We start from the raw sequence: 14344 nt of genomic DNA, 5'->3' as shown, positions 1-14344 counted from the left end.
CTATCTTCTCAGCTCATGAAATACAGAGGCAAAGATTTCGTCCGCTTTCATGGTATATTCGCGCAGCATCTCATCCGCTTCACGGTCAATTTTTTCTGCTAGTTCCCGGTCTTTCATAGACTTGGTATTGATGAAGACATTGAGACTAGCGCCTTGCAAAGCTGACTTACAGAAAATCACGCCTACGCCTGCATCACTGACAGCCAGACGGCTGCCCTTTGCCGCAAACTCTCCTTGCAGTTCAATAACCTGACAACACTTCCTCATGATTTCCAGCGGTACTTCTGCCGCATCCCTGAGAACCTGTGCCATGACATTCTCTTTTTCAGCTTTTTCTTCTTCGGTTTCTTTCGGCATGCTATAAGCTTTTGCCAGTGGTTCAAAGACCTCGGCATCTTTTTCAACTAAAATCAAAAGCTCCTCTTGCAATTTGGACGCTTTTTCCATCAGTATGCTGATGTCTTCTTCTACATCGGCATACTTTTTCTTGCCCAAAGTCAGCTGCCCTACCATATTTCCGAGGGCCGTTCCCAAAGCACCCACTAAAGCAGACGCTCCTCCTCCGCCGGGGACCGGCGCTTTGCTGGACAAAACTTCTACAAATTCTCTGCAGCTCTTATCTGTAAAATTCATCGTTTCACCTCTCTAGATTCGAAAAGACAAAGTGTACGATACGTACACTCTGCCTCTTCATTGAAAATTTAGAACAATCCCGTAATTTTTCCCGTATTATCTACATCAATTCTTTCTGCCGCCGGTACCTTTGGCAAACCCGGCATAGTCATGATATTACCTGTCTTCGCCACGATGAAACCCGCTCCGGCGTCAATTTTCAGATCAGTCACTGTAATCTGGAATTCTCTAGGCGCTCCCAGCAGAGCCGGATTATCCGAAAAGCTGAACTGGGTCTTTGCCATGCAGACCGGCACGTCGTTGAAGCCTAAAGCTTCTAACTGTTTCAGCTGCTTTTTCGCATTTCCTTCAAAGATCACGCCATCAGCTCTATAAATTTTCTTGGCGATCATCTCGATTTTTTCTTTGATAGATACATCCAGAGGATATACGAACTGGAAGTGATTTTCTTTCTCGCAGAGTCTCATCACTTCTTCCGCCAAAGCGATGCCGCCTTCGCCGCCTTTGCCCCATACCTGGCTCAATACTACGTTAACGCCCAGTTCTTTACACTTATCTTCTACTAGCTTCAGTTCCGCCTCAGTATCTGTCGGAAATTCGTTGATGGCAACCACTGCTGGCAGACCGAAGTGCTGCGTCACGTTTTCCACGTGTTGTAACAGGTTCGGCAGACCTTTCTCCAGAGCTTCCAAATTTTCAGCCGCCAGTTCCTCCTTTTTGACGCCGCCGTGATATTTGAGAGCCTTTACGGTAGCGACGATGACGCAGGCAGAAGGTGTCAAACCCGCTTTCCGGCATTTGATGTCCACAAATTTTTCGGCGCCCAGGTCGGCGGCAAAACCGGCTTCGGTGACTACATAGTCCGCCAGTTTCAAGGCCATTCTCGTAGCCATGATGGAATTACAGCCGTGAGCGATATTGGCAAAAGGTCCGCAATGGACGAAGGCCGGTGTTTTCTCCAAAGTCTGAACCAGATTTGGCTTCAAGGCATCTTTGAGCAAAGCCGCGGCTGCCCCCTGCGCTTTGAGATCACGCACAGTGACCGGTTTATCGTCATATGTATAGCCGACGATGATGCTGGCTAATTTTTCTTTCAAATCATCAATATCTTTGGACAGACACATGATGGCCATGACCTCACTGGCAACTGTAATTTCGAAACCGTCCTCCCTGGGAACACCGCTCATTTTGCCGCCCATGCCATCTACGATATGTCTCAGCTGCCTGTCATTCATGTCCACAGCTCTCTTCCAGGTAATTCTTCTAGGATCAATCCCCAACACATTGCCCTGTTGAATATGATTATCCAGCATCGCAGCAATCAAATTATTAGCTGCGCCAATAGCATGAAAATCCCCAGTGAAGTGCAGGTTGATATCTTCCATAGGAACGACCTGGGCATATCCGCCGCCAGCAGCCCCTCCTTTGACACCGAAAACGGGTCCCAGGGAGGGTTCTCTGAGGGCAGTCATGACGTTTACTCCGATTTTGTGCAAAGCATCAGCAAGACCGACAGACGTAGTCGTCTTGCCTTCTCCGGCCGGCGTCGGCGAAATAGCAGTAACCAAAATCAGTTTGCCGTCAGGTCTATCCTTTTTGTCATCCAAAAGGTTGTAGTCAACCTTCGCCTTGTAATTGCCATACTGTTCCAGATATTTATCTTCAATTCCGGCAGCCTGGGCAATTTCTTTGATATTGGCCATTTCGACTTCCTGTGCAATCTGAATATCACTTTTGATTTCCATATTTTGCTCTCCTTTTCCTTACTTATCTCTAATAATATTTTTTAAAAATGACTTTCGATGAATGGGAGTTATCCCGTGTTCCTCAATACCCTCGTAGTGGGTCTTGGTGCCATATCCCTTGTTGCTGTCAAAACCATAATGCGGATATTGTTGATGATAATCAATCATCTGCCGATCTCTGGTCACCTTCGCCACGATGGATGCCGCCGCGATAGATATGCTCTTACTGTCTCCTTTGATCAGCGACTGCTGCGGTTTCTCCACCGCTTCAATCTTCATAGCATCAAAGAGAACAAAATCAATCTCTTTTCCAAGTTTATCCTGCAGCATCTTTTCCGCCGCTTCGATGGCTTCAGCCATGGCTAGTTTGGTTGCCTCCAGAATATTGACATCATCTATCACCTGGTGATCTTTCTGTCCGATTCCATAGCAGATGGCTTGCTCTATGATTTGGTCAAAGAGCTCGTTTCTCTTCTTTTCCGAAAGTTTCTTAGAGTCGTCAACGCCCAGAACGTTAAACTCCTCCGGTAATACCACCGCTGCTGCAACCACTGGTCCCGCCAGCGGGCCTCTGCCAACTTCGTCAACGCCGGCTATGTACTGAAAACCTTCTGCACGCAGTTGATTTTCTATGGTTTTCAGTTCTTCTAATCTATTTTTTAAAAATATCTCTCTTTCCGCTTTTTTCACGTTTAGCACCTACTTTGATAGTTTTTCTAAAGTGATGCTGCCGATTTTGCCACTTCTGAATTCGTCCAGCACCGTACGGCCGCACCGCTCATAATCGATGCGTTTTCCCGGCAGAATAAAGCCTCTTTTTCCCGCGATGTCTTCCATAGTCGCAAGAGGCGTTTCGGATATCTCTGTCAGCTTATATCGTTCCATCAACTCCTGCGGATATTCCTTCTGCAAAACGCCAATCAATTCCAGCGCCAATGTAGCTGTGTCGAGAATCTCATCTTTGATAGAACCGCAGAAAGCTAAATTCAGGCCGGCTTTGGGATCTTCAAATTTGGGCCAGAGTATGCCCGGCGTATCCAAAAGCTGCATATTGTTAGTCAAGGTCAGCCATTGTTTGCCTTTTGTAACACCTGGTCGGTCTCCCGTCTGCGTGCTCTTACGGCCGGTCATTCTATTAATCAAGGAAGATTTCCCTACATTGGGCACCCCTACAATCATCATGCGGAGCGGTTTCTTTCTGATCTGTCCTTCGTTTTTCAGATCCTGTTCTTTCCCCAGCAGCTTGTATAGCTGATTGACGCCTCCTCCACTCATGCAGTTCATAATCAAAACCAGACTGCCCTTGGCTGCGAAGTAATCTGACCACTTTTGATTCTCTGCTCGATCAGATAAATCGCTTTTGTTCAAGATGATGACTCTCTTCTTATCCTTGACGATGTCATCAATAATCGGATTCCTGCTGGAAATGGGAATTCTGGCGTCGATAACCTCGATAACCAGATCAACCATCTTCAGATTTTCCTGAATCAGTTCTCTGGTCTTCTTCATGTGGCCGGGATACCAGTTTATATTTTCTATCATAAATTTCCTTTCTAAATCGCTGTTTAATCAAATCGAAATCTCTTTTAGTATACCACTTTTCGTCACTTTATGGCTATATGATTTTCGGTTTTATGGACAAAATACAAAATGATGTTAAAAGTTCACGCCTATTTAAGAAATAATGAAAAGCAAGGCATCTGCCGCTATCGCCAGCGCAGCCTTTTGAGTCTCACTGACTGCCCTATGATATCTCACGTTTACTCACGGGATTATGCCTGCACCAGGCAAGAAAAAAGAGGAACCTGACGGTTCCTCTCGTAGACATGATTATTTTGCTGTCTTAATTTTTGCTGCTTTACCAGTTCTGCCACGCATATAGTGAAGTCTTGCTCTTCTAACACGGCCTTTTCTAACCACTTCGATCTTCTCTACCCATGGTGAGTGCAGCGGGAATGTCTTCTCGACACCGATGCCGGAAGCGATTCTTCTAACAGTGAAAGTCTCTGCGATTCCGCCGTTCTGTCTCTTCAAAACAAAACCTTCGAAAATCTGAATTCTTTCTCTGTTACCTTCTTTAATTTTAACGTGTACCTTGACAGTATCTCCCACGTTAAATGCAGGGACATCTTTCTTTAAGTAATCCTGTGCAACTGAATCTAAAATATTCATTGTATAGTTCCTCCTTCCCTCCAAGACGTTCTTGCCACTCATTTTCTGTATGCAGAGGACCGCCCGTAATTACAACGTAAATATTATATCACAGACAAAGTGGACTTGCAAGCACAAGTTTTTTAAAATTTACCAGTCTTCACTCGTCTTTCTCCATAATTTTTCCTTTTCCTGTCAGAATGCTGATTACAAATGCCAGAACAAGAAAAATGGGATGAAAGGTGTATTTTACAATGCTCAGAAAAGAAAAGTCATCCGGAATGCCTTCTATCTCTGGTCCTATGCTCAGTGCCAGAAGATAAGGTGTACAGAACGGTACAAATCCACAGGTTGCACAAGCTGTAGCATCTAGCAGATTGGCAGAACGAGTGCCTGCAATCTTAAATTTCTTAGCAATTTTATTTGCCATTGGACCGACAAATGTAATTCCAGTAGAACTTCCGGCAGTAACAATTGTGCCAAACACAGAAGCGATCATAATGATAAATTGAACAGATCGTATACCTTTGCATAATTTCAACAATCCGTTGCTGATGCTATCCAGTGCCCCGCTTTCTTTCAGTGACTCAATAATAATGAAGAACAGGATACAGAAGACGATCATATCCATCATACTGTTAATCCCGCCAACAACCGGCCCTTCTGCATTCACCATCTGAGCCGGACTTATCAAACCGAGTGCCAGATTGATGGCAATTGCAAGGGTGTCACAGATAATCAATGTTCCAGCCAGATCCCACCCTTTTTTCATCAAAACAATCATGATCACCGGTACAATCAGAAGGACCAAGGCGCGAACTGTGGACCCATCTGCGCTGATAACAGTAGAACCGGCATTCGCTGTCAGCTTTCCAAAAATGATAAAAAGTATAGCGGAAATTCCTCCGGCAATCAGAGCATACGGCAGTCTGGATCTCACAACGTCGTTAATTTTAGATTCCTGTGTAAGCGCTGAAGCAATGGTCGTATCAGAAATTGGCGCAAGATTGTCACCAAACATTGCTCCGCTTATCACTGCACCACATACAAGGGAGGCATCACATCCTAAGTCAATTCCGATCGGAAGTATTACCGGCAGCACTGCGACAATTGCCCCCGATGAAGTTCCGCATGCTGTTGAAATCAGCGCACATATAATGAAAGAGACCACCGGGATAAATCCCGGATCCAAGTTAAAGACACTTGTAAGATACACCAGAGCCTCAATCAATCCACTTAGGCGCAATAACTTTGACAAGATGCCTGCCAGCAGAAATGCGATAATCAGAATTGATAACATGGAATCCTGAAGTCCCGCAATCGCAACATCCCCAAAGCTCTTCTTTTTCTTAATCAAAAAGAAAGCAATCAAAATTGCACTTAAAGTCAGTAAATTATAGACGTAGAAATCGGTTTTATTTAATATGACCACAGTAACCATTCCAATAACAAGAATGATAATCGGGATCCATGGACCAAGTTTTCCTCCGAAAAACTCAATTTTCTTGTTTTGTTCGTTCATAAAAACCTCCCGTATAACATATAGGGGTATTAACTTCTTTTGCTGTCCAGAATTTCATTTGTGACATTTAAGAATCGGTCAATCTCTTCTTCTGTATTACAATGCAGAGGCGATACTCTGATGATACCGTCCAATCCAAATGATTCTACTATTCTCTTAGAATATAGACTCTCTGCCACCCTTTCGTAGACGATGATGCCGCGTTTTTCATACTCTCTGACCGCTTCAGCATAACCAAGGCCACTTAATTTCATAGGGAGAATAAGATCCCTGTCAGTCAGGTCCGTGTAGTCAAAAAAGCAATCTACACCATCTAACTCCATTAGCCCTGCTTTTCCTTCGCTGCCGAAAAGCATTCTTGCCAGCAATGCCTGTTCTTGAGAATGAATGCGGCGCATTCCTTCTTCGATTTGTTTTCTTTTATCTTTAGAATCTGTGTAGCATGCTCCAATCCAAGCGATATAGCTAACAATTTCACTAATGACTGCGTAATGTGCCGGAACGATGCTGCCAAGCTCCCAGATATCCTTATCGTCATCCAAAATCCTGCAATGAGGCAGTGATTTTACACGATCAGAAACATATCCGAAGGAAATCCCTCTGTTACCGAAAAATTTATATGGAGCGATGTTCATTCCATCGAGCTGCAAAGCCGCTACATCAATCAGCGCATGGGGTGCATGCTGGACAGCATCGGTTACGACATAAATATCCGGATTAATTTTACGTGCTTCTGTCACGATGGTTTTAAGGTCCGTGATTGCCCCAGTCATATTCGACGCAGCAATCACATTTAAAAGAACCGTATCTTCATCTATAAGCTTAATTACATCTTCTGCAAGCACACCTCCGGTCTTCCTATCTGATGGGGCAACCCGCACTTCCTTGCCATATTTTTCTCCAAAATATCTGCATGCATCAAAGGCTGATGGATGCTCTAAAATGGAGGTTACGATATTTGTCCCCTTACCATATTGTACAATGGGTTCAACAATCTTAAACATGAGGCTGGATGCGGTCAGATCTGTAACGATGGCTCCATCCTGAGCATTCAGCAAAAGCCTCAGATCCTCCCGTCCCTTCACCTCATATTCATGAAGCACCAACGACGACTTATGATTTCGCGCATAGCAATCAGGATATCGATTCAATTCGTCACTGATTTCCACTGCTGATTTCAGCCGTAAAGAACCGCCGGCATTCTCAAAAAATAATCGATCGCTTCCGTCTGCATCAACATCGATACGACAAAATTTATCCCTGATTGCTGAAATTGTCTTTTCATCAAACAATAATCCCCTGTCTACTTTTCTATCCATAGATTTACCTTTCTCTACTAAAAATTGGCTAAAATAGGCCTTTCTCCGAAATATAACGTTCCAGTTCTTCCAATCTTGACCTTCCCTTATCGTCAAGATTTTTATGTACTGCTGCCATGAGGATTTCCACGATTACATTTGGAGCCACATAAGAGTTGTTAATCGTTGCACTGTCAACTTCTGAAAGCAATACTACATCTGAATGCGCGGTAATGGGTGCCGTTAATTTGTCTGTCAGCACGATGATTTTCGCATTGACCTTCTTTGCTATTTCTATTGCCGTATATATCATGTGCGCATACCTGGGATAACTTATCACAATCAGACAATCCTTTCTGTCAATATCTAAAACGGCTCCGATTGCACGAGAATCTGCATCAATAACTGTGTGCACGTCCTTGAGAACGTCATTCAAACAGCCTCCTAGCAATTGAGCCACGCTTGCACAGCCGCGAAAACCCATGACGAATTTTCTCTGTGATGATAATATAATCTCTGCAGCACTAGTAAACGCATCCTCAGCATTTTTCTCAAAGATTGTATTGATGTTATGATTGATCTTTTGCATGACTTGTTGGTATAAATCTGGAGCGTTAATCAGATCTCTTTTTTCGTCAAATCTTGCAGCCGGCGGTAGAAAGTTGATACCACCGCTTCGTGCGATTTCTTCCTGCATCGTACTGGCGAGAAAAGCCTGCATATCAGAATAACCAGTAAACCCCAGTTTTCTCGCAGTACGAATGACAGAAGTATCACTTGTCCCTATTTTTTCACCTAAGGACAAGGCCGACATTGCGCAAACATTTACGAAATTTTTCGAAATATATTCTGCAACCCTTTTCTCTGTTTCTGTTAGAATGGCTTTTTTGATTCTATTATCAATTTGTGTATTCATTTCCTCCCTTTCTATTTGTATGTACAACGGAAAATAGCTATCTTGTTGTTGTAACAACATCGTACTCGTTGTTGTGTTTGTTGTAAATACATAATTTTTAAGTTTTCTCTTGTAAAAATTAGAAAGTAAGACCACCGGCCTTTCTAGAGAAGAAATCGAAAAATTATAGCCTGAGAACCCTATATGAATGAACAAAAGGGAGGCGGCAAATCTTCCTCTCGAAGGATTGCCGCCTCCCTTTTTGATACTCCGTCATTTCCACGTTTTTCGCTTTCAGATTACGCCCTCGGATGGGTTTTATCGTAAACGTCTTTAATGCGATTCTTTGTAACGGAAAGATAAATCTGTGTAGCCATGATGTCCTCATGCCCCATGAGCTCCTGCAGGGACTTAAGATCTGCCCCGTTCTGCACCATATGTACGGCGAAAGAAGTACGTAGAATATGAGGGGTGATTTTGTTTTCCAATCCCACCCTTCTTCCATACTGCTTCAAAACTTTCCAAAAACCCTGTCTGGAAAATGGTTCCCCTACGTAATTGACGAACAGGGCGCTGTCAGGGCTATCGTGATCTTGATCCTTCATCAGGAAATTACGGCTGTTCAGAATATAATTATCCAGCGCCTTTCTTGCCAGAGTTCCCATCGGGACAATCCTGGCCCGCCCATGTTCTCCATTACAAGTGATAAAACCCATCCGCAGATTTACATCTTTCATCTTCAGTTCAATGATTTCGGTTACACGGATGCCGGTGGCATAAAGAACCTCCAGCATGGCGCGATCACGAATCCCTTTGATGGAATCATCCGGCGCAGTTAACAGTTCTTCTACTTCTTCGATTGTCAGATATTCCAACTTCTTTCTTTCAATTTTCGGAGACTTGATATCCTCTGTGGGATTTACACTGATCAGCCCTTGCTTTATCAAAAACTTGTAGAAAGTCCTGATAGAAGAAAGCTTTCGATTGGCCGTCGCTCTGGATTTCCCGCTGTTTTTTAACTCCATCAGATAAGCCACAATGTCAGTATTTGAGGCTTGTTCTAATTGCTCTATGCCCCTCGCCTTTAAAAATCGTTCAAAGGCGGCTAAATCCCGATTGTAAGCTTCGCAAGTATTTTCTGAAGTTTTTTTCTCTTGTCTCAAATAGTCAATGAACGCATTCAGTTCCATATTCGTCATCTCCGTTTTCATCCTGTCTTATTCATGTCATATTTATTCTAAAACAACATATGCTTCTAGTAGCAGTCAGCCCTTTGCCAATCGAGCGGGATTTTCATCTGCTCTCTTGGAGGGTGTTTGCATAAGGTCTGTTCATCAATTTGTTTCACAAATTGGGACCAGCACCATTAAAGGGGAGGTTGTCTATGAATAAAAAGTTTATATTTTTCGCTTCGTTGTTTTTAATCATCAGTTTTTCTGCCGGTGTTTTTACAGAAATCGCCGTACCTTCAGAGAAAATGATGATTTCTACAGAACTGCCTGGTCTTGCAGCCAGTCTCGCAGATTACATAAAAAGTGATATCATCACCATCCTTGCTGCCATGATTTTTTCAGCATTGTTTTTTTTAATGCCTCTAGTGATACTCATGGTAATCGGCAAGACTTTTTCCCTCGGTTTTACTGCCGCATACATCTTGTCTTCCCTTGAGGAAAAGGGATTCAGCCTGGTAATTGCAGCGCTTCTGCCCCGCGGCCTATTTAAGCTTCCGGCTTACATCGCCCTCATCATCGTTTCTTACGAGACGGCACGATTCGTGAAAAAAAATTACCACAATCCAGCGGCGCTAAAGGGCCTCAGGCCATATCTGTTTAACTTTCTGTTTTGTCTGATAGCCCTGATCGGTTCAAGTATTCTTGAAACTTTCCTTCTGCAAGCAGTCCTTTGACCATTAGAATCGCCACTTGGGACTTGCCGTCTTCAATCTGGCCATTCATGACCATCTCGTATAAGTCGTCGATATCGTATTCTTCGATATCGATGGCCTCATTATCGTCGAAAGCAGTTTCCCCCTTTGTCAAGCCTGTACAAAGATACAGATAGAGCAGTTCTTCGGAATATCCTACTGAAGGGTACATCTTTGTCAAAAGCCTGATGTCAGCTGCGCTGTAACCCGTCTCTTCTTTTAACTCCCTGAGAGCCGCATCAGCAGCTTCTTCTCCAGGATCCAGCTTTCCGGCGGGAACTTCTAACATAATTCTTTCAACTGGTTTGCGAAATTGCTTTACCATAAGCATCTTACCGTCATCCTTGACCGTCGCAATGACGGCACCACCTCTATGTTCAACAATCTCTCTCTGAGACTCTCCATTGACAACAGTCACGGTATCTCTCCTCAGATTGATAATCTTGCCTTCATATATTCTTTCACTTTTCAGTGTTTTTTCTTCAAAAGTCATGAAACCACCTCATTCATCATTTGGATATATTCTACCACGTTACTTTCTCAAATTAAATAGGGAACTTGAAAAAATAACTCTCCAAGTTCCCCATGTATTATCTACCTGGCGTTTACCGAGGTTCTACAATCAGCTTGATGGCTGTTCTTTCCTCACCGTCGATCTCGATATCCGTAAACGCTGGGACACAGATCAGATCAATGCCACTAGGTGCAACAAAGCCTCTTGCTATGGCTGTGGCCTTAATTGCCTGATTCAATGCGCCTGCTCCTATGGCCTGGATTTCTGCACCTCCCTTTTCTCTTAAGACCCCTGCTAGAGCACCTGCTACCGAATTCGGATTTGACTTAGCTGAAACTTTTAATATTTCCATCAATATTTCCTCCCTTAAAAAATTTATCATTTTCTCTATTATACTTGTGGTTATTCACAAAAAGTGACCCTATCGTACAACAAAAAAATCTTTTTTTCATTTTTTTCACACTTATACTTGCATTTTTCGACTAAATTATGTATAATTCAATTGTGGTTATCCCCCTGATAACCTCATTAATCTCTAATCCCAATACCCCTTTTGAACAAAGTAGACTGCACCCCTGCGGTCTATTTTGTTTTATACGCAAAAGATAGGAGGACGCAGATGAAGAAAATAGTAGATCATCTCCATATAGATAGATATGTGTCAAAGACCTTTAATATGTATTTTAAAAACAAAAGCTTCGCTGTTTTCGATATAGAAACTACCGGACTTTCTCCGGCCTACTGCAAAGTGATTTTATCGGGCATCCTCCTGGCAGAAGGAGACGAGTGCCAGGTGATACAGTTTTTTGCAGATCAAGTTGGTGACGAGAAAGAAATTCTGCAGCAAACCGTTGATATTTTAAAGTCGGTGGATTATATCATCACTTATAACGGTCGTCATTTTGACATTCCTTTTATGGAAAAGCGCGCCCGCAAACATAAAATAGATTTTGACATCTGCCCTTACAACTTGGATTTATATCTGATTGTCAACGGTCATTCTGAATTGAAAACAGTATTGCCCAATCTGAAGCAAAAGAGCATCGAAATCTTTATGGGGTTAGCCAGCGGACGTGATGACGAAATTTCCGGAAAGGAAAGTGTAGACCTCTATCATCGCTACATGACAACCAAATCCTTTGATTTGGAGCGGCAGATTCTGCTCCACAATCACGATGATTTAATCCAGCTCTACAGAATTCTTCCTATCATTTCCAAAGTGAATTTTCACAAAGCCATGTTCAAGCTGGGTTTTGTCGCCGGCAACGTTTTGATTCAACGAGTAAATATGGCAGGACGCGATCTTCACGTCTTCGGCAGCCAGCTGAAATCACCGATAGATTACATCTCTTTTCCAACAGAAGATACGCCATTTTCTATAACCATGGACAGTGCCAGCAGAGATGTTGAACTGATTGTCCCTGGACAGGCAGAGGCAGGCGCCATTTATTTTGATGCCCAGGCCATTCTTGGAGAAAATGTAAAAGAAATAGAAAAATACCCGTCTGTCACAAACGGGTATCTGATAGCGGAAGAATACGGCAAGATTCATCACATGGAAATTAACGCCTTTCTCCTGTCTTTTTTTGAAAGGTAAACGATCATCCATTTCCCAGTTTACGCCATAACGTCGTTCTGCTGATGCCTAAGTATTGACAAAGTTTCTCTTTATCCTTATTAAAGTAATTCAGCAGATAGCGGATATAGTCTGCCTCTAGGGTCTTGAAGTCATTCGTGATGGGCATAGAAAACTCTTTTTTAGGACCAGTCTTGTATTTTTCCTGCATCATTGAATGAACAAAATCCCTCGACAATTTATAGGATTCCGCCAATAAGACAATACGTTCAGCGAAATTGCGAAGTTCTCTTACATTGCCCGGCCAATTATATAAAAGCAAGTCGTGAAAAATGGAATCATCCTTCCAATATATCGACTTGTTTTCTTTTTTCGCCGCATCGTGAACAAATTCCTTGAACAATGGGATGATATCCTTTGGTCGTTCTTCCAATGACGGAATGACCAATTCGAGAACAGATAAGCGGTAATACAAGTCCTCTCGGAAGTCCCCTTTCTCCACCATGCTGCAGAGGGTTTTATTGGTGGCCACGATGACTCTGACATCAACAGGTATCATCTTCTCTCCGCCGATTCTGCGAATCTCCTTTTCCTGCAAAACCCTGAGCAGCTTTGCCTGCATACTGAAAGGTAGTTCCGCAACTTCATCGAGAAATAGGGTTCCTCGGTGGGCAAGTTCGAAGAGTCCTCTTTTGCCACTTGCAAGAGCTCCTGTAAAAGTCCCCTTTTCATAACCGAAGAGTTCGCTTTCGATCAGCGATTCTGTAAAAGTGGCACAGTTAATCGCCACAAACGGACCGTCGGACCGCAGGCTTTCGTTATGGATGCTTGAAGCCATCACTTCTTTTCCCGTTCCTGTGGCTCCACAGATCATGATGGTCGCTGAAGATCTGGCATATTTTTTTGCTGTCTCCACCAGCCTGATCATTTTTTCATCCTGAAAAATCATATCTTCGAACCGTTTCTTTGCAGAGAGGCCCTTCTCTTTATTTTGCACTCTGATGGACAGTTCCATCTTTTCGATATAGCTGACGTTATTAATCATAGCGGCGTATAACTGCACTTCGTCGATGATCACTGGAATCAGATTTACGATGCACTTTTTTTCCTGAATCGTCACTACACTATTGGCCGGCATAAGAAGGATCTCCTTCATCTCCATTTGAAAGAGTGTCGAAAGATTGCCCCAGCTTTTCTCACTGAAGAACATCTTACCCGCATTCTGATTATAGTCGCGAATTCTGCCCCCTTCTTCCACGATGATAATCGCTTCTGTCACCAGATTGGTAATATCTTCTATGAATTTATTCTTTGATTTTTCCATTATAGAAGACGTCGTGGCAAATAGAGCTTTCACGATGGTATTTCTGTAGCAGTTATTATCGATTTGAAAAACCATATTCGGTATGCCATACTCCTCTGCAATATCAATGGGCTCCACATCGCCGAGGATGCAGTCCACCTGCTTTTCTTTCAGCTCTAAAATCGTATCCTGCAAATTTTTGTTACTAAATAGCTTATAATAAACGCAGTAAAAATCACCCAACGTCATTTCCGATTTTAATTTTGCAGTTTCACTTTCGTTTCCCGCATTGTAGCCGATTTCCACCATGCCAATTCGCTTATATCCCCGTTTACCGCAGGCAGCCAGCAAATCCAAGATATTGGTCAAATCATATTCCAGCTGAAAGATGGGAACCTTGACGTCGTGACGATATAAATATTGCGCCAGACTGCCTCTGGTGAGAATGCCGAATATTGTCTTCTTTGAAATAATCTCCTCGATTTCTTCAATCAAGGTTTCGCAGGGTTTTGATACGATAAAGCTGTGGATATAGCGCGTAATTTCTGGGCAGTCTTTGATGATATGCCGCTCTTCTGGTACGATGACTAAAAATTTATGGTAAAGTTCCTGGTTCATCTCAGCCTCCTTTTTACCTAATCATACAGCAAAAATTTCAAATTTGCAATATTCATTCCATATATGGAACAAATATTGTTTTCAACAGTAAAGAAACACTGCTAATATCCCTGTTTCCGTCTGTACCGTTTTGGCATGTTCTTTGCATTTACATAGTTTACAAAA

At 42.9% G+C, this 14344-nt stretch carries 14 protein-coding genes; 2 read left to right on the top strand and 12 right to left on the bottom strand.

Translation table 11 applies throughout. The features are described from left to right. The 9 genes from ACMQ5W_RS15305 to xerD all read right to left on the bottom strand — a co-directional run bounded on the left by ACMQ5W_RS15305 (position 1) and on the right by xerD (position 9443). Positions 1 to 633: a cyclodeaminase/cyclohydrolase family protein gene (locus ACMQ5W_RS15305; protein WP_419025925.1), complete on the bottom strand. Its 633-nt coding sequence runs from the start codon at positions 631 to 633 to the stop codon at positions 1 to 3. 68 nt (positions 634 to 701) lie between these two features. Further along, positions 702 to 2378, bottom strand: a complete 1677-nt coding sequence (locus ACMQ5W_RS15300) for a formate--tetrahydrofolate ligase (RefSeq protein WP_419025924.1) — start codon at positions 2376 to 2378, stop codon at positions 702 to 704. A gap of 18 nt (positions 2379 to 2396) precedes the next feature. Beyond that, complete coding sequence (locus tag ACMQ5W_RS15295; protein ID WP_419025923.1) at positions 2397 to 3068, bottom strand: ribonuclease HII; 672 nt, start codon at positions 3066 to 3068, stop codon at positions 2397 to 2399. Positions 3069 to 3077: 9 nt separating this feature from the next. Then, the gene (gene ylqF / locus ACMQ5W_RS15290; protein WP_419025922.1) at positions 3078 to 3920 is read right to left on the bottom strand and encodes a ribosome biogenesis GTPase YlqF; all 843 of its coding nucleotides are present in this window, start codon (positions 3918 to 3920) and stop codon (positions 3078 to 3080) included. A gap of 288 nt (positions 3921 to 4208) precedes the next feature. After that, positions 4209 to 4550, bottom strand: coding sequence for a 50S ribosomal protein L19 (rplS, locus tag ACMQ5W_RS15285; protein WP_148493902.1), 342 nt, complete (start codon positions 4548 to 4550; stop codon positions 4209 to 4211). Positions 4551 to 4689: 139 nt separating this feature from the next. Further along, positions 4690 to 6051, bottom strand: a complete 1362-nt coding sequence (locus tag ACMQ5W_RS15280) for a Na+/H+ antiporter NhaC family protein (protein ID WP_419025921.1) — start codon at positions 6049 to 6051, stop codon at positions 4690 to 4692. A gap of 29 nt (positions 6052 to 6080) precedes the next feature. Next, the gene (locus ACMQ5W_RS15275; RefSeq protein ID WP_419025920.1) at positions 6081 to 7370 is read right to left on the bottom strand and encodes an aminotransferase class V-fold PLP-dependent enzyme; all 1290 of its coding nucleotides are present in this window, start codon (positions 7368 to 7370) and stop codon (positions 6081 to 6083) included. A gap of 28 nt (positions 7371 to 7398) precedes the next feature. Beyond that, the gene (locus ACMQ5W_RS15270) at positions 7399 to 8265 is read right to left on the bottom strand and encodes a MurR/RpiR family transcriptional regulator (protein ID WP_419025919.1); all 867 of its coding nucleotides are present in this window, start codon (positions 8263 to 8265) and stop codon (positions 7399 to 7401) included. Between the two features lie 278 nt (positions 8266 to 8543). Then, on the bottom strand, positions 8544 to 9443 hold the full coding sequence (xerD, locus tag ACMQ5W_RS15265; RefSeq protein ID WP_419025918.1) for a site-specific tyrosine recombinase XerD: 900 nt from the start codon (positions 9441 to 9443) through the stop codon (positions 8544 to 8546). A gap of 185 nt (positions 9444 to 9628) precedes the next feature. Here xerD and ACMQ5W_RS15260 point away from each other — a divergent pair, with 185 nt between their 5' ends. Further along, entirely contained in the window at positions 9629 to 10150 is a 522-nt protein-coding gene (locus ACMQ5W_RS15260; RefSeq protein ID WP_148493904.1) for a stage II sporulation protein M, read from the top strand. On the opposite strand, the gene ACMQ5W_RS15255 is transcribed toward ACMQ5W_RS15260, so the two are convergent. Together ACMQ5W_RS15255 and ACMQ5W_RS15250 are read right to left on the bottom strand one after the other, a co-directional pair. After that, a complete protein-coding gene (locus tag ACMQ5W_RS15255) occupies positions 10074 to 10661 on the bottom strand; it encodes an NUDIX hydrolase (protein ID WP_419025917.1) in 588 nt (195 codons plus the stop codon). The genes ACMQ5W_RS15260 and ACMQ5W_RS15255 overlap by 77 nt on opposite strands. Positions 10662 to 10773: 112 nt before the next feature. Next, positions 10774 to 11034: a stage V sporulation protein S gene (locus ACMQ5W_RS15250; RefSeq protein ID WP_419025916.1), complete on the bottom strand. Its 261-nt coding sequence runs from the start codon at positions 11032 to 11034 to the stop codon at positions 10774 to 10776. Positions 11035 to 11301: 267 nt separating this feature from the next. Between ACMQ5W_RS15250 and ACMQ5W_RS15245 the strand changes: the two genes are divergently transcribed. Next, complete coding sequence (locus tag ACMQ5W_RS15245; RefSeq protein WP_419025915.1) at positions 11302 to 12279, top strand: ribonuclease H-like domain-containing protein; 978 nt, start codon at positions 11302 to 11304, stop codon at positions 12277 to 12279. A 4-nt stretch (positions 12280 to 12283) separates the two neighbouring features. On the opposite strand, the gene ACMQ5W_RS15240 is transcribed toward ACMQ5W_RS15245, so the two are convergent. Next, positions 12284 to 14179: a sigma 54-interacting transcriptional regulator gene (locus ACMQ5W_RS15240; RefSeq protein WP_419025914.1), complete on the bottom strand. Its 1896-nt coding sequence runs from the start codon at positions 14177 to 14179 to the stop codon at positions 12284 to 12286. Positions 14180 to 14344 lie beyond the last annotated feature (165 nt).

It is taken from the genome of Emergencia sp., from assembly GCF_048465375.1.
In the GTDB taxonomy this organism is placed as follows: Bacteria; Bacillota; Clostridia; order Peptostreptococcales; family Anaerovoracaceae; genus Senimuribacter.
Note: the sequence above shows the minus strand (reverse complement) of the source record. Positions and strands in the feature narration are given on the sequence as shown.